15 protein-coding genes are annotated in these 15,878 nt (G+C 69.6%); 6 read left to right on the top strand and 9 right to left on the bottom strand.

Annotation, left to right across the window (positions count from 1 at the left end):
- Positions 1-136: 136 nt before the first annotated feature.
- Together C1706_RS02990 and C1706_RS02985 are read left to right on the top strand one after the other, a co-directional pair.
- Positions 137-1,291: a S1C family serine protease gene (locus tag C1706_RS02990; protein ID WP_129457733.1), complete on the top strand. Its 1,155-nt coding sequence runs from the start codon at positions 137-139 to the stop codon at positions 1,289-1,291.
- Between the two features lie 126 nt (positions 1,292-1,417).
- Complete coding sequence (locus tag C1706_RS02985; protein WP_129457732.1) at positions 1,418-2,563, top strand: S1C family serine protease; 1,146 nt, start codon at positions 1,418-1,420, stop codon at positions 2,561-2,563.
- Positions 2,564-2,608: 45 nt separating this feature from the next.
- Here C1706_RS02985 and C1706_RS02980 read toward each other — a convergent pair whose 3' ends face one another.
- Positions 2,609-4,102, bottom strand: coding sequence for a methyltransferase (locus C1706_RS02980; protein WP_129457731.1), 1,494 nt, complete (start codon positions 4,100-4,102; stop codon positions 2,609-2,611).
- Positions 4,103-4,315: 213 nt separating this feature from the next.
- On the opposite strand from C1706_RS02980, the gene sftH reads away from it, so the two are divergent.
- Positions 4,316-6,616 (top strand): DNA 3'-5' helicase SftH, encoded by a 2,301-nt coding sequence (gene sftH, locus C1706_RS02975; protein ID WP_129457730.1) that lies wholly within the window; start codon positions 4,316-4,318, stop codon positions 6,614-6,616.
- Here the strand turns inward: sftH and C1706_RS02970 are convergent.
- The 7 genes from C1706_RS02970 to ssd all read right to left on the bottom strand — a co-directional run bounded on the left by C1706_RS02970 (position 6,597) and on the right by ssd (position 11,721).
- Positions 6,597-6,971 (bottom strand): Rv3654c family TadE-like protein, encoded by a 375-nt coding sequence (locus tag C1706_RS02970; RefSeq protein WP_129457729.1) that lies wholly within the window; start codon positions 6,969-6,971, stop codon positions 6,597-6,599. The genes sftH and C1706_RS02970 overlap by 20 nt on opposite strands.
- Positions 6,968-7,276: a hypothetical protein gene (locus tag C1706_RS02965; RefSeq protein WP_129457728.1), complete on the bottom strand. Its 309-nt coding sequence runs from the start codon at positions 7,274-7,276 to the stop codon at positions 6,968-6,970. The genes C1706_RS02970 and C1706_RS02965 overlap by 4 nt, the downstream gene beginning before the upstream one ends.
- Positions 7,277-7,606: 330 nt before the next feature.
- Positions 7,607-7,891: a DUF4244 domain-containing protein gene (locus C1706_RS02960; RefSeq protein WP_129457727.1), complete on the bottom strand. Its 285-nt coding sequence runs from the start codon at positions 7,889-7,891 to the stop codon at positions 7,607-7,609.
- A gap of 217 nt (positions 7,892-8,108) precedes the next feature.
- Positions 8,109-8,738 (bottom strand): type II secretion system F family protein, encoded by a 630-nt coding sequence (locus C1706_RS02955; protein WP_129457726.1) that lies wholly within the window; start codon positions 8,736-8,738, stop codon positions 8,109-8,111.
- On the bottom strand, positions 8,738-9,538 hold the full coding sequence (locus C1706_RS02950; RefSeq protein WP_129457725.1) for a type II secretion system F family protein: 801 nt from the start codon (positions 9,536-9,538) through the stop codon (positions 8,738-8,740). The genes C1706_RS02955 and C1706_RS02950 overlap by 1 nt, the downstream gene beginning before the upstream one ends.
- A 13-nt stretch (positions 9,539-9,551) precedes the next feature.
- Positions 9,552-10,688, bottom strand: coding sequence for a TadA family conjugal transfer-associated ATPase (locus C1706_RS02945; protein ID WP_129457724.1), 1,137 nt, complete (start codon positions 10,686-10,688; stop codon positions 9,552-9,554).
- Positions 10,678-11,721, bottom strand: a complete 1,044-nt coding sequence (gene ssd / locus C1706_RS02940; protein WP_129457723.1) for a septum site-determining protein Ssd — start codon at positions 11,719-11,721, stop codon at positions 10,678-10,680. Before ssd ends, C1706_RS02945 begins: the two co-directional genes overlap by 11 nt.
- Before the next feature lie 121 nt (positions 11,722-11,842).
- Between ssd and C1706_RS02935 the strand changes: the two genes are divergently transcribed.
- Together C1706_RS02935 and C1706_RS02930 are read left to right on the top strand one after the other, a co-directional pair.
- Positions 11,843-12,592 carry a class I SAM-dependent methyltransferase gene (locus C1706_RS02935; RefSeq protein WP_164987402.1) on the top strand — a complete coding sequence of 250 codons (750 nt, stop codon included), beginning with the start codon at positions 11,843-11,845 and terminating at the stop codon, positions 12,590-12,592.
- A gap of 65 nt (positions 12,593-12,657) precedes the next feature.
- On the top strand, positions 12,658-13,152 hold the full coding sequence (locus C1706_RS02930; RefSeq protein WP_129457721.1) for a phage holin family protein: 495 nt from the start codon (positions 12,658-12,660) through the stop codon (positions 13,150-13,152).
- Here C1706_RS02930 and C1706_RS02925 read toward each other — a convergent pair.
- Positions 13,134-14,831, bottom strand: a complete 1,698-nt coding sequence (locus C1706_RS02925; protein ID WP_129457720.1) for an alpha-glucosidase — start codon at positions 14,829-14,831, stop codon at positions 13,134-13,136. The genes C1706_RS02930 and C1706_RS02925 overlap by 19 nt on opposite strands.
- A 186-nt stretch (positions 14,832-15,017) precedes the next feature.
- Here C1706_RS02925 and C1706_RS02920 point away from each other — a divergent pair, with 186 nt between their 5' ends.
- The gene (locus tag C1706_RS02920; protein ID WP_164987401.1) at positions 15,018-15,872 is read left to right on the top strand and encodes a carbon-nitrogen hydrolase family protein; all 855 of its coding nucleotides are present in this window, start codon (positions 15,018-15,020) and stop codon (positions 15,870-15,872) included.
- Positions 15,873-15,878 lie beyond the last annotated feature (6 nt).

The raw sequence follows: 15,878 nt of genomic DNA, 5'->3' as shown, positions 1-15,878 counted from the left end.
GCCTTCTCCAACACGAGGAACGGGGACGACCCCGAGAACCTGGCAGGCCACAGGGGCCACCAGGACGGGATGCTAGCGGGTCTCCGCAAGAAGAACAGATCATGGCCGTGTCGTAGGCCTTGCCTAGACTGGCGAAGTGAGCGCACCTTGGCCCGTCCCACCACCGCCTCCTGTGGCGCGCCGCACCTCCCTCGCTTCCGTGGTGATCGGCGTCCTGATCGCCGTGATGGCCCAACTCGCGACCCTCGCGTTGGTGGCCCCGACGGCCACCGGTTGGCTCACCCGGGGCACTGCGCCCGGGCGGTTCCCGATCCCCGCAGCCCCCAGCGACACCACGACAGCGACCCCGCAGCCCACGGCCGCTCAAACGACGGGCCCCGTCGACGTCACCGACGCCCTCCAGCGCGGCGTCGTCCTCATCTCCGGACGCACCGGCAACCAGACGGTGGCAGGCACCGGCATGGTGCTGACGCCCGACGGATACGTGCTCACCAACTATCACGTGGTCCGCTCCACGTCCGCGGTGACAGCAACCATCGCGCTCACCGGTCGGCAATACACCGCAACCCTCGTGGGGCGAGACGCCACCAAGGACGTCGCCCTCCTCAAACTAGAGGGGGCCTCCCACCTCAAAGTGGTCACCCTCGACCAGGATCCGGTCGCCATCGGCGAAACCGTCATCGCCGCCGGAAACGCGAACGGCCAAGGGTTCATCACCGCCAATCGCGGCAACGTTCAGGCCCTCAACACGTCGGTCCAGGTGCGCAGCGCCAACGAGAACGATCCGCCCCAGCGCCTGCGAGGGCTCATCCAAGCCAATGCGGCCGCCTGGCCGGGCGACTCCGGCGGCCCCATGCTCGACGCCCACGGCGAGGTGCTGGGCATGACCACGGCGGGGGGCGCAACCGGGGAAACCGACGAAGGACGCCGCGTCTACGGCGTCCCGATCGACGCCGCCATGCAGGTCGTCAACCAGGTTCGCGCCGGGGACGAATCCGGCAGCGTCGTCATCGGCCCCAAGGCCTACCTCGGTGTCGTCGTCGTCAACGACGACGCGGCCCAGGAAGTCGTCATCACCCGCGTCGAACCGGGAACACCCGCCTGGCGCGCCGGACTGCGCACAGGCGACGTCATCACCTCACTGGACGGCCACACGATCGCTTCCCGCCCCGAACTGTCGACCGCTTTGGACAACATCGAACCGGGCAGCACCGTCGATCTGGGATGGACGACGGCGGCAGGACGCCAGCGCACCGGCACCGTCACGGTGACCGCTAGCGCCATCAACTGACCCGGGCGTCCACCCGCACACCCCACCCTGGCGTCCGCTCTCTCCCCCCACCCGACGCCCGCCCTCATACCCAACCGTGGGGCGTCCCACAGGTGACGCACAGGATCGCGGCGTCCACTGGTGGACATGAAGACGTCCACGTCGCTCACCGCTCTCGCCCTCGCCGGAGCCACCGCCTTGGCCCTCGCCGTCCCCACGCTCGCCCCGCGCCTGGTGAACCAGTTCGCGCCCGCGGTCGCCTCGGGTCACACGGCCCCGTGGACCACGCAAGGTTCGTGGTCCGGCGACACCACGACGAACTCAGGCGATAACAGCACCTCGACCACGGCGACCACCTCCACCACGAACCCGACGGCCCAGCAGAGCAAGGGCATCGTCCTCATCACCACCCAGACCACCTCAGGGCAGGCCGCCGGAACCGGCATGGTGCTCACCAGCGACGGCCAGATCCTCACCAACTACCACGTCGTCAACGGCTCCACTGCCGTCGAGGTGGAAGTGGTGGACACGCAAAAGACATACCAAGCGACCGTGGTGGGCCATGACGCCACCCGCGACGTCGCCTTGCTGCAACTGAAGAACGCGTCCGGCTTGGTCACCATCACCCCCGACAACGACCACGTCGCCCTCGGCCAGCACCTCACCGCCGTGGGCAACGCGTCCGGCGGGGGCGAACTCGTGGCCGCGTCCGGCACCGTCACCGGACTGAACCAGCAAGTCACCGTCAACTCTGAAACCGGCGGAAGCGAAACCCTCACCGGGGTGATCGAGACGAACGCGGGCGCCGTCCCCGGCGACTCCGGCGGCCCCATGTTCGACCCCGAAGGCGAAGTCCTCGGCATGACCACCGCGGGCAGCACTCAGGTCACAGCCAGCCCGCGCAACGGACGAAACACCTCCGCGAGCGCCTCCACGACCGTCAGCTACGCCGTCCCCATCAGCGACGCCCTGGCCGTCATCAACCAGATGCGCACCGGCAAGGACTCCGGAACCGTCCAGGTCGGCCCCAAGGCCTACCTCGGGATCACCGTCGCCGATACCTCCTCCTTGGTGGTTGCTTCTGTGGTGAGCGGCGGCCCCGCCGCGACGGCCGGGCTGAGCGTCGGCGCGACCATCACCGCCGTCAACGGGGTCGCCGTCAGCAGCCACGATGCGCTGTCGGCGCAACTCGCCACCTTGGATCCAGGGGCAAAGGTCGCGGTCGCGTGGCGTGACGCGTCCGGCACCAAGCACACCTCCACGGTGACGCTGGGGGCCAGCCCCATCAACTGAGCTCCGGGGGCCCCGAGGGGGTCGGGGCCCCCGGTCCGTCGCGGCCTACCCGCGTCGCGACAAGTAGCCCTGGCGGATGAGCGCACGCAGGCGTGGGAGCAGCTCATCCGCCAGGGCCTCCGCGTCCGCATCCAAAATGTCGGCGACGGCGTTGATGAGGGTGCCGGTGTCCAACTCGCCATCGGAAGCGCCCAGAACGGCCCCGAGCGCGGTGTCGACCTCCACGGCGCGACCGAAGCCGTACCGCTGGCGATAGACGACATGCTCAGGGTCGGCCTCACCCGGGCGTCCCAGCATCTCCACATCGACCCGCGAGTCGAGAACCCACGCCCCGGCCAGGAGGGCGTCATCGTCGACCTCTTCCGCCTCGATGCTGGCCTGATGCGCGGCGAAGGCGTCCCCGACGGGCTGCACCACGGCGTGCGGCCACTCCTCGAACGTCAGGTCAGGCTCGTCGCGGTCAGCACGGTGCAGCATGATCCACCCCATACCGACGCCCGTGATCCCCTGGGCGGCAAAGTAGTCCAGCCACTCGCGGTAGCGCGCGTGATAGCTCGGATCACCCACCAGACCCGCATCGTGCAGCCACACCTCGATGTACTCGTACACATCCAAACGCTCGCGCTGCAGCACCAAGGCGTCCGCGCCAGTAGGCCGGATCCACCCCGCCAAACGGTCCTGCCACGACTCGTCCTTCGCCATCGCCCAGTTGCCCAGCACCTGCAGGGTTCCGCCCGGGTTGAGACGTGCAGCCCCGCCCCGCACCACCTGCTCCACGAGCGCGTCCCCGGTGAACCCGCCCTCGCGGTACACGAGCCGCTCGCCGCTAGGCGGACTCATCACGTAGGGCGGATTCGTGACGATGAGATCGAAGCCGTCGTGAGCGACCGGCTCATACAACGAGCCCTCGCGCACATCCAGGTCGAGACCGTTGAGCGCGCCCGTGAACCGGGCAAACGCGACCGCCCGCGGGTTGAGGTCGGTGGCAACCACCCTGGCCGCATGCGTAGCCAAGTGGAGACTCTGGACGCCACACCCCGTCCCCAGGTCGAGCGCACTGCCCACCGGGCGCCGGATCGTCATCTGCGCCAGCGTGCTGGACGCCGGGGACAACCCCAGCACGTAGTCGGGGCGTGGCCGATCCAGACGCCCATCCAGCGTGGGGAGCAGATCATGCGCCACCCAGCCATCGAACGCGCCCGGCATCCCCGGGTCGGCGGTCGCCGCGTACGGCCTGATCTCGATGGCGGCCCGCCACCCCTCCCCGCGAGACTCGAGGACGGCGTCCGCCAGACCCGCCACGTCACCGAGAGCCTGCTCCAGCCGCTGCGCGGGGATCACGTCGTGCAGCATGAACAGCCGGATCAGGTCCGCTTGCGCGTCCGTCGCCGAGCCCAAGGCGTCTCGCGCGGCCAGGGTCGTGTTGCGGGCCAGGGCGTCCGCTGCCGCGGGACCGATCCGATCGACGACAGCCTCCAGCGTGTACCCGGCGTCTCGGAGTCGTTGCGCCAGCACAGGGGCGTCCACGTTGTCGAACATGCCCCCAGCTTCCCATGCGCGCCTCTCGTCCTCGGATCACGGCGATCATCCGACGCCTCCTCGCGGGCCGGGGTGGCCGAAGGACGTTGTCACTGCTCATGCCTAAGCTCAAGGTGCCGTGTCGTACATCCGCGATGCGGCACCCCGCCGGGCTGACCGTGGGCGAGGGCGTCAACGCACGACAAGGAACGACGTAGGGAAGGGAGGTGCACGGTGGCGATTCCGTCGTGGCTGGCTGCCTCCGATTCCGTCGCCTACCAGCATCACCGCGACGCCACGCCAGGCGTCACCGGCGCATGGCCCGCGTGGGTATCGCCCCGCGTCCGACACGCGTTCGCGCGGCACGGCATCTTGGCCCCCTGGGCGCACCAGATCACGGCGGCAGAAGCAGCCCACGCAGGGCATCACGTGGCCCTGGCGACCGGCACCGCTTCTGGAAAGTCCCTGGCCTACCTGCTGCCCGTCCTCGCCGCGACCGCCGACGGCCTGTTGCCCGAGGGATGCCGTGTGGCGGGCGTCCGAGGCGAGCGGTCGGGGCTACGCGTCCGCAGCCAGCCGACCGCCTTGTACCTGTCCCCCACCAAAGCCCTCGCCCACGACCAGGTTCGCGCCTGCGAAGAACTGGGCATCGCCGACTGGCGCGTCGCGCCGCTGGATGGAGACTCCGACCCCGACGAGCGGCGGTTTGCTCGCGAGTTCGCCTCCTACGTGTTGACGAACCCCGACATGCTGCATCGCAGCGTCCTGCCGCAGCACCACCGCTACGCCCGGCTGCTGGGTGGCTTGACCCACGTCGTGATTGATGAGGCCCACCGCTACAAGGGGCTGTTCGGCGCCCACATGGCTGCTGTGCTCCGCCGCCTGCGACGGCTGGCCCACCACTACGGAGCCGACCCGGTCTTCGTGTGTACGTCGGCGACGATCGCCGCTCCCGAGAGTGTGGCATCGGCGCTGATCGGGAGCGAGGATGTGGTGGCGGTGACGTCGGACGCCTCCCCTCGCCCCGCCCTCGATGTGGTGTTGCTGTCGCCGACGCCCAGCCTGACCGAGACCACCGCGGGGCTGCTGGCGGGGTTCGCGCGCGATGGGCAGGCGCTCGCCTTCACAACATCGCGGCTGCAAGCCGAACTGGTCGCCATCCGCGCTCGTGAGCTCTCCCCCGACCCCGACACGATCGCCGCCTATCGGGGCGGCTATCTGCCGACGGATCGTCGCTCCATCGAATCAGCGCTCAGCGAAGGCCGGTTGCGGGGCGTCGCGAGCACGAACGCCCTCGAACTGGGGATCGACATTGCCGGGATGGACGCCGTCATCACCGCCGGGTTCCCCGGAACCTTGGCCGCCTTTTGGCAGCAGGTCGGCCGAGCCGGGCGCGACGGCCGCGACGCTACCGCCGTCCTCGTCGCCCGCGAGGATCCCCTGGATGCCTATCTGGTGCAGCACCCCGAAACGATCTTCGAGCGCCCGATCGAGCGGACGGTCGTCCCGGTCGACAACCCGTTCGTGCTCGGCCCTCACCTGTGCGCCGCTGCACAAGAAATCCCTCTCACGCAGGCGGATGCCCGGTGGTTCGGCCCCGACACGGTCGCGCTGGCCGAATCCTTGACGCGGCAGGGGGCGTTGCGTCGGCGTCCAACGGGGTGGTTTTGGCCGCACCCGTCCCGGGCCGTCGATTCCATCGACCTGCGCTCGGCTCAAGGCAAGGCGTACGAGGTCGTGGACGAGGCCACCGGGCGCGTCATCGGCAACGTGGACGCTTCGGCATCGGATCGGACGCTGCACCCTGAGGCCGTGTACGTCCATCAGGGCGAGACGTGGTTGGTGCACTCCGTTGAGGAAGCAGATCGCGTGGCGCTGGTTCGGCGCGCCGACCCGCTCTACTACACCCAGCCCCAATCCGTTGCCGACGTTCGCGTCCTCAGTACGGAACGGTCGCGCCCTTTCGGTGCGGGGGAATTGTTCTCCGGGGAGGTCCAACTCTCCAGTCAGGTGACCTCCTACCTGCGTCGTGATGCCGAGTCGGGTGAGGTGTGGGACCAGACCCCACTGGACTCCCCTGAGCGCCGGCTGCGCACCCGCGCCACGTGGTGGACGCTGCCCTCGTCGGTGCTTCTCGACGCGGGGGTCGCCGCCGCCGACATTCCGGGCGCCCTGCATGCTGCCGAGCATTGCGCGATCGGCCTGCTACCCGCCTTCGTCCCGTGTGACCGGTGGGACATTGGCGGGCTGTCCACAGCACTCCATCCCGACACCAACGCGGCGACCGTCTTCGTCCATGACGGACTGCCCGGCGGCTCTGGCCTGGCCGAGCGTGGCTTTGATCGTGCCGAGGAGTGGTGGTCGGCGACCCTGGACCGGTTGCTGACGTGCCCCTGCGAGGGCGGCTGCCCCGCGTGTGTCGTCTCGCCCAAGTGTGGTTCGGGAAACAACCCGCTCGATAAGGACGGTGCCGCCGCACTCGTGGCTCTCTTGCTGGAGCGATCCCCTCGGCTCGTCATTCCGGCGCTCCCGTGAGGATGCCCGCGTTGGCGTGACCGGCAAGGTCCGTCGTCCAGGGGCCGAGCCCCGCACGGATCCGCACATCTACGGTGACGACAACCTCGACCTCGTCGCCCGCAACCGCGCATGCGGTCACCTCCGCATCGTTGAGGGCGGCGCTCTTGGCGGCGGCAGGGCAGGCGTCCCGGCCGGATCGTTGCGCCTGCGCGCCCGCCAGCGCCGCCAGATCCGCTGCACCCTGGGCTGCGTGCCCGCGTGCTGCCAGCGCGCCTGCCCCGATCAGCAGGAGCGTCACCACGACGATGAGGAGGATGATCCCGGACGCCCACAGCATCGCCGACCCGCGCTCGGCTTCGGCCCTGCCCGTCACGGTCGTTCCACCAAGACCGTGGCCTGGGCGCTGAGGGGCCACGACAGCGGACCCAAGGCTGCGGAAACCTGAACCTCCGTCACCACTGCCCCCGCCTCGCGGCGCGTCACCACGATCGCGCCCCGGGGGGCGTCCTGCTTGGCTCGTGCGACAGCCACCTGGTCCCCCCGCGCCTCTTGCCTGGCTACCTCGTTCGCGGTCACCTGGCAGGCACCCAACACGAACAGCGCACCGGCGACGGCGATCGCGAAGCTCCCCACCACCGCCAAGGAGATGAGCGCAAAAGCGGTCTCCACTGTCACCATGCCCGCCTCCACGCCCCACGGGGCAGCTGGCCGCCTCATGCGGGATAACAGGCCCGGCCGACGGCGAGACCGGAACAGCAGGCCACGCTCGCTGAGGGGGCGGAACTGCGGACACACCTCGGCCCGCAGAGGCCTTGGTGCACTGCTTTTCTGATCTGCCATGGCTGTGCCTTCCTGATCGACCCTCGGGCCACGCTTGAGGTGGGGCTTCGTGAGAGCGGGGCCGCCCCGTGCATGCGACCCTCGCCCCCACGACGGCGGTGAAAACCCCTGCCCGCTGCCCGGTGCCGTGAGCGCGGATCGGGCAGCGGGCTCTGAGCGGGGGGCGTCTCAGCGCTTGATGGGCAGATTCACCTTGAAGGCCTCCTGGATCCACCCCATGATCGCCGAGATGAGTTGATCCAGCAGTTCCTTGAAGGTGCCGGTGTTGATCGCCGTGATGATCAGGCCGATCAACACGATGACGATCACCACACCGAGCGCGTACTCGACGGTCGCCATGCCGCGTTCGCGGAGCCGCGCGACGCGCTGGGTGGTGCGGTAGGCCGCCTCCAGCGAGGCCGGGGAGCCAGCGTCGGCGCGGTCGGCGGGGGTGGCGAGGATTGCGTGGGACATGACATCTCCTGGGTTAGTTCTCCGTTGCCGGGCACCGCCACTCGGCGTTGCACCCTGAGGTTGGGCATCCCGTGAGCTGAGGAATCACCAGACCGGCTCCTGTGGAGACCGCACTCGGCCAACACCACCGCTGTGGACAACGCGCCCCCTCCTTCGTTGCCACGGCGCGCAAGGCCCCGGCACAAGCCCACCCGAGCGTCGACGCCAGGTGACGGCCTCAGGGGAGCGGAAGGTTGAACCGGAAGGTGGCGAACAGCGGGATGATGCCCAGCGCAAAGAAGGCGGGCAGGAAGCAGATCATCAAGGGCAGCACGCCGCGGACGCCTGCACCGCGCGCCCGCACCATCGCCGCACTCGCGACCGCCAGTCGTGCCTCCCGAGCATGGTGATGCAGCAGATCGGCCAGCCCCAGCCCCGAGCGGATCGCCCGCGCCACGTCACGACTCATCTCCTCATACCCTGCGACCGAGCCGAGGTCAGCCCAGGCGTCCGCCTCGTCGACGCCGACGTCGATGCGCTGGACGACGGCGGTCAACTCAGGCCCAGCGGGAGCACCCACCACCCGTGCCACATCGCGCAGCGCCCGTCGCGGTGGAGCCCCCGCCGCCAGACACGACGCCAGCAGCGAGCACGTGGCAGGCACCGAACGACGCAGTGCCTCCTGACGACGGACGTCCCTCTTCGTCGGAAGCATCGGCAAACGGGACGCCCACCGTCGCAGCCCACTCCACATCGGGCGCGAGGCAGACGCTCGTAGCCGTCGAAGGGGATCCCCCGGCAGCGCCCACCACACCGCCAAGGCCGCCCACAATGCCGCGAAGAAGGCCAGCGGGAAGGTCTGCGCCATCACACGCCCCCCTCTGCTTGGGCCGCGATCGCGTCGATCCACCACACCCCAGCGCACACCAAGGCGACCCCCACATTGAGGCAGACCCAGCCTGCTGGCTGAGCCAGGAGAAACCCCAGCGGGTCGCCACCCAGCGCGTACCCCAAACCGATCCCGACAAGCGGCAGGACCGCCATCATGTGGCCTGACAGCCGGGCAGCCGCCAGTTCTGCGGCTACCACGCGCGTCACCTCCGCTTGTGCGGCGAGCCGCTGCGCGGCCACGTCGACGGCCTCCACCAGCGAAGCGCCCGTGCGGGTGGCGATCTCCCACGCGTCAGCCAGTTCCCCTAACCCCTCGCACCCGGGCTGTGCGGCCACCCGGCGCAACGCCGGTGCCGCCTCGCCGCCAGCCGAGTGCTCCGCTGCGGCCGGGCGCAGGACCGGCGCATCCAGGGCAGCCTCGACCAGAGCGGCCGAGGGCACCCGCCCGACGCGCAGCAGCCCGGCCATGGTCTCGCCCGCCTTGACGATCTCCGTAGCGCGCGCGGCGCTACGCCGTCGCCTGCCATGCCGCGCCATCATGGCGGCGACGGTGCCTGCCGCGACACTCGCTGCGAGCGCGACCGCGACGCCCGCAGCCCCCGCAACGAATCCCGCCAGCACAAGGATCAGCGCCAGCGCCCCCAGCCATGCCACCGACGCCGACAAGCGCCGTACCCGGCGTGCGGTGGGCTCACCGGCGATCCTGCGCAGGTTCTCCTCAGCGGGGACCCACCACCACGCCGCGAGGGCAGCGAGCAGCGCAGCGATCACGGCCATGGCGGCACCCGCCTCACGAAACCCACCGCCGAAGCCGGGCCGCGCCCGGACCCGCCTCACCGTGCCCTGACGCGTCCCACGTCCACCCAGGCACCACCCTCAGCAACCCGTCGTCGGCACGCTCGACCGCAGCCACCTGCTCTACCCAGCGGCGACCATCGCGATCGCGCCGGACATGGATGACCGCATCCAGGGCCGCCCCCGCCTGAGCGTGCAAGGCCTCCCGCCCCAGCCCGCCGAGCACTCCCAGTGCCTCCAACCGCGCCGGAACCGACTGGGCGCTGTTGGCGTGGACCGTGCCACAGCCACCTTCATGCCCGGTGTTCAGCGCGGCCATCAAGTCCACCAGTTCCGCACCACGAACCTCGCCGACGATGAGCCGATCCGGACGCATACGCAAGGCGTTACGCACGAGATCGGTCAAGCTGACCCCGCCCGCGCTCTCGGCGTTCGCCACACGGCCCTCCAGGTGCACCACGTGCGGATGCACCGGGTTCAGTTCGCGGCTGTCCTCAACGATGACCAGCCGTTCTTCGGGGGGCACCTCACCGAGCAGGGACGCCAGCAGGGTCGTTTTGCCCGACCCGGTCCCCCCGCTGACCAGCAGCGCAGCGCGCCCGGCGACCAGCCCTCGCAGCACCGCCTCGCCCTCGGCACACAGGGAACCTCGCTCCACCCAATCGCTCAGCGACATCCGTACCCGGGAGGGAACCCGTAGGGACAGGCACGTGCGCCCTGCCACGCAGGCCAACACGGCATGCACCCGCGTGCCGTTCAGCATCCGGGCGTCGACGAAGGGGCTGGCATCGTCCAGCCGACGGCCCACCTGTGCGGCAAGCCGGACAGCGAGGCGCCGGACTGCCTCTTCGTCGGCGAACCGGACAGGTGCGCGTTCCAGGCCCGCCCCACGATCCACCCACACCTCCTCGGGCCCGTTCACCAGCACATCGGTGACGCCTTCCCCGCCGAGCAGTTCCTCCAACGGGCCCGCTCCCTCGCTCTCGCGCCGCAGGGCAGCGACCGTGGCCAGCACCGACGCGTCAGAGACCACATGCCCCAGCCAGGCCAGCGCTTCGGCGACCTCGGCCGGGCGCGCGGCCTCCCCCCGTTCACTGAGGCGTGCCCGGACGCCGTCGAGGTCAACGGCCATGACTCGCCTCCGTGATGCCCCCGGCCACCTCGTCGACGAGCGCAGCCACCGCGCGCTGCCAGCGCGCGCCCGCCACACTCGGAGACTCCCCCTCGGCGCTCGCGTGAGGAAGGCGCCGGTCGAAGGGCAGCACGCCAGCAAGCGGCAACCCCAACGCCTCAGCGACTGCTTCGGCCTGGGCTCCCCCCGACGTCTGCCGGACGACGACCGAGCCGCTCGCCCAGTCGAATCGCTCACGCACCTGGGCGGCAGCCGCGACACCCCGCGCGTCGCCCGAACAGACCAGCAGGGCAGCATCTGCCCCCCGGACGGTGTGCCGCGCCACGGGCGCGGGAGCGCGCCCGGCATCGACCACGACCAGATCGTGGTGGCGCGACAGCGTCCCCAGGACGGCAACGACCGCGTCACCGGGAGGGGGCTCTGAACCGCGCCCCATCGCCACGAAAGGCACCCCCTCCACATGCGGCAGGAGCCCGCGCACGTCCCCCACCTCGCCGTGGGCACCCACCAGCCGCGGCCACCGCCACCCAGGGGCGCGCTCTACCCCCAGCAAAAGATCGATCCCGCCGCCCAACTCATCGACCTCCACGAGCGCGCTGCTGCGGCGAGATCGCACCGCCGCCAGCGCCAGCCCCGCAGCCAACGTGGAGGCCCCCACACCGCCGGAGCCGCCCACCACGGCGACCACGCGGCCACCCGCCTTCGGCTGGCCTGCCATCACGTCGGCGAGGAGAGCCGACCCCTGGGGCAACACGATGACGGACGCCCCAAGCGCCACGGACCAGGTGGCCGCCTCAGCGTCCTCGTAGCCCACGAGGTACACCTCCGGCCTGCGGCGAGGCGCCACCGCCGCAATGGCCGCGCCCGCATCGGCGCCGACGAGACAGACCGTGGCATGCGACCACGACGCCAACCCCACCGACGCCTCGGCACACACCTGCACGGCCACCCCCAAGGCGACGCCCGCAGCTTCGACGGCCTCGCGGATCCGCGCGTCGTGGGTGACCAGGACGATGAGGCGTTGTTCCTCCATGTCCGCACCTTGGAATGAAGGCGGTGCACGGCGTCACGATGCGTCGCGGCTGTGGATACCCGACGCGCCCATCCACAGCCGTGGCGCAGGGGTTGACCTGCGCCTCGGTACGATCACACTTATGCCCGTGACCAGCCATCCGGCCTTCCCGCGCGCGGCCATCGACTGGCTGCTGCCTGCGCGCGCGCAGGCCCGCGTCCTGGTGCTGGGCCGCTCCAGCGCGCCGGTGGTGGGCGGGCTCGCCACGGACGGCCAGGTGGTTGCCTGCGACACCAGCCGTGCCGGGGTTCGAGCCCTGTGGTCGCGCGCCCCTCACGCTCTTCCCGTGGTCGCTGCCCCAGAGCACCTGCCGTTCCCCACGGGCTCGTTCGACGTCGTCTTCCTTCACCAGTGCCTCCACCGGCTCGATCCGGCCGCGCTCGCCGACGTGGCGGGCGTCCTGGCCCCCGGGGCTCACCTGGCTATCAGCTACACCGTGCGCGATGACTCCGTGCCATGGGTGCGGCGTCTGTCTGCACTGTTGCGCGATGTGGACCCAGCGGCCATGGCGGGCGCCTATGGCACCGAGAGCGTCGACCGGCTCACCGAGTCCGGCCTGTTCAGCAGCATCGAGCAACGCCATCACCGCTTGTGGGTGCCCATCTCCCGCGTGGACCTGCTGGACATGGTCGCGCGCCGCTTCCCCGACCTGGACGCCGACCGCCTCGGACGCCTGATGGCTGAGGTCGGCGCCCTCTACGAGTCGTCGGCTCGCGTCCCTGAGCCGTTACTTCTTCCGTACCAGGTGTCGTGCTGGCGAGCCACGGTCGATCCCCGCCGCATCCCACCGCCCCCAGCGCGACCGGATGCCGCCGTCTCGATCAAGGTGTAGTCCGCCATCGCCGTCAGCATCCGCTGTAGCCGCTAGCATGAACTGCAGTCGTCGAAGGAGTTCCCATGTCTGAGCCTCAGCTCGGTGACGTCATCAAAGACATCACCCAAGACGTCCAAACCATCGTCCGAGGCGAGATCGAGCTGGCGAAGGCTGAGCTCCTGCCTCAGGCCAAGCGGTTGGGCTTCGGGGCTGGGCTCTTTGGAGCGGCCGGATACCTGGCGCTTCAGGCGGTGACGCTGCTGTTCATCTGCGTCGGGCTCGCCTTCTCCGCCTTGTACTCGCTCATCCTCCCGCTGGCTTGGGCGCTCGTCCTGGGGTTCTTGACCCTCACGATCGCGGTGCTCTTGGTCGTCTTGGTGATGGTGCTCATCGGCAAGGGCAAGATGCACGTCGAGGAGCCTGCCAGCACGATCAATCAGGCGAATCTCACCGTTGACGCCGTCGCGGACGCCATCGACCGCGCCGCCGTCAACGTCAGGGAAATCACCGCGAACCCGGGGCGTGCCGGCCGCACCCCGGCGGTGCGGCCGGACTTCACCTACACCGACAACGCGTAGACGCGAGCCTCCCACGGCTGCAGGGTCTGCAGATCCTGGCCCGTGCTCAGGTTGGTGAGCAGGAGCCGCGCATCTTCGATGTCGGGCAACTCCGCCATGGGGACGCCGGCCAGCGCTGACGTCATGTTGATCACGACGAGCAGGCGATCCTCACCCCACGTGCGCGTGAACGCCCACAGCCGCTCGTCCTCGGGCAGCAGCAGGTCGAAACGCCCCATCTGGACGACGGGGAGTTCGTGCCGCAGCCGGATCAGTTCGCGGTAGTAGGCGCTGACTCCGTGCGGGTCCGCCCCATCGGAGGCAACGTTGATGGTCGGCGTCGTCGGGTTCAGCGGGAGCCACGGAGTCGCATCGGTGAACCCGCCCTCCGGCGTCCAGGGCATCGGCGTGCGGGCGTTGTCGCGTGACATCTTGCCCAGACCGGCCAGCAGGGCCTCGGGATCGGCGCCTGCGTCGACCATCTGCTTGAACTGGCCCAGCGCCTCAATGTCGGCGTACTGCTCGATCGTCGTAAACCCTGCGTTGGTCATCCCGATCTCTTGCCCCTGGTAGACGTACGGCGTCCCCTGGTGCAGGTGAAGGGCGGTGGCCAGTGCCTTGGCGGAGGCAATGCGGTACTCCTCTGAGTCGTCGCCGAGCCGGCTCACCGACCGCGGCTGATCGTGGTTCTCGAAGTACAGCGAGTTCCATCCTTCGCCGTAGAGCCCCTCTTGCCACAGCGCCAGGTTCTTCTTCAGATCCGGCAGGTGCAGCGGCCGGGGGTCGAGCTTCCCGCCCGGGCCCTGATCCAGGCTGACGTGCTCGAACGTGAACACCATCCCGAGCCGGTCGTGTTCGCGCGAGGTGTAGGCGCGCGCGTGGTCGACGTCGCAGGAGACCATCTCACCGACGGTAAAGAGTTGCTTGTCGGTCAGCCCGACGGCGTGGTTCATCTCCTCCAGGAACTCGACGAGGCGAGGACCGTTCGCCACCTTGTCGATCTCGAAACTGAAGGGCTGCCCGGGGGCGACGGCGCCGTCGGCGAGCGGGTAGGTCTTGCTGATGAGGTTGATGACGTCCATTCGGAAGCCGTCGGCGCCCCGATCGACCCACCAGTTCATCATGGCGTACACGGCCGCCCGGACGTCGGGGTTCTCCCAGTTGAGGTCGGGCTGCTTACGGCTGAAGAGGTGCAGGTAGTACTCCCCGGACGCCTCGTCGTACTCCCAGGCGGAGCCGCCGAAGAACGAACCCCAGTTGGTGGGTTCGGCGCCGGGCGTGCCGGGCTCGAAACCCTCGCGGGCCGGACGCCAGATGTACCAGTCGCGCTTGGGGGAGGCGGGATCGCGGGACTCGACGAACCAGGCATGCTCGTCGGAGGTGTGGTTGACGACCAGGTCCATGATGAGTTTCAGGCCGCGCTCGTGTGCGCGGGCGAGGAGTTCGTCGAAGTCGGCGAGTGTCCCGAACAACGGATCGATGTCTTGGTAGTCGGAGATGTCGTAGCCGTTGTCGTCTTGGGGAGAACGGTAGATCGGCGACAGCCACAACACGTCAGCGCCCAGCCCGGCGATGTGGTCGAGATGGTTGATGATGCCGCGCAGATCACCGATCCCGTCACCGTTGGCGTCCGCAAAGGAACGCGGGTAGATCTGGTAGACGACGGCCGAGGACCACCATGGAGGTGCAAGTTCAGGCATGCCCCCAGTCTTGCCTTTCGTGACGGAAAAAACTACCGGTTTGGGAAGGTGGCGCAGCCCTGCTTCTCCTACTCCTTGCCGGGTGCGCACCCATGCGGCGCCTCGACCTTCATCCCTCGGCTATGGCACGTCGGTGGGCTCGCGAGGTGTCACACTGGGGGGTATCACGACCAGCAGGAGGTGGCGGTGAGCGACCCGACGCCGAAGCCCATGGTCTTGACCCCACCACCGCAACGGCACGTCTTCCGCGTCACGGCTGCCCAGCACCATGCACCGCGCAACGACCCCGAGAGCGCCCTGCTTCTGGGGTGCGGCATCGTGCGGGAGGCGGCTGCCGACGGCGCCGACCTCGTTGCCTTCCCGGAGATGTGGTCGACGGGTTACGCCCTACCGTTGGATCAGTCGCTGGCGCAGCCGCTGGAGGGGCCCTTCGTGGAGGGGTTCCAAGACATCGCGGCAGAGTTGGGCGTCGGCGTCTTGGTGACAGCGCTGCTCACGAGCCCTGCGGGCCCCACGAATTCCGCCGTTCTCATCGGACGCCGCGGTGAGATCGTGTTGCGTCACGACAAGGTACATCTGCTCGCCGATGCCGAAGCCGAGCTGGCGGCGGGGACGCGCTTCGATGTCGCCTCGTTCGACGGTGTCATGGTGGGCGTGATGACCTGCTGGGAGCGGGAGTTTCCCGAAGCCGCACGCGAGTTGATGCTCGCGGGAGCGGAGGTGATCCTCGTCCCCAACGCGACCGCCTGGAATCCCACCCGCTCGCACCAGATGGAGGCGCGCGCGTTCGAGAACATGGTGGCCCTGGCCTCAGTCAACTATCCCGGGGACGGCTGGGGGCAGTCATCGGCCTACACGCCCATCGTCTTCGATCCTCGCGGACGGCCGCTGTCGGCGCTCCTGGCCCAGGCCGACGCGCGCGCCCAGTACGTCCCGTTCCGCTTCGACATGGACGCGTTACGCGATTGGCGCTCACGCGAGGTGTGGGGGGCGCGCTACCGGCGTCCGGAGGCCTACCGGAGGCTCCGCGGGCAGGAGTGACGACGC

This window comes from Propioniciclava flava (assembly GCF_004126535.1).
GTDB classification, from domain to species: Bacteria; Actinomycetota; Actinomycetes; order Propionibacteriales; family Propionibacteriaceae; genus Propioniciclava; species Propioniciclava flava.
The sequence above is the reverse complement of the archived record's forward strand: the minus strand, read 5'-3'. Positions and strand labels throughout refer to the sequence as shown.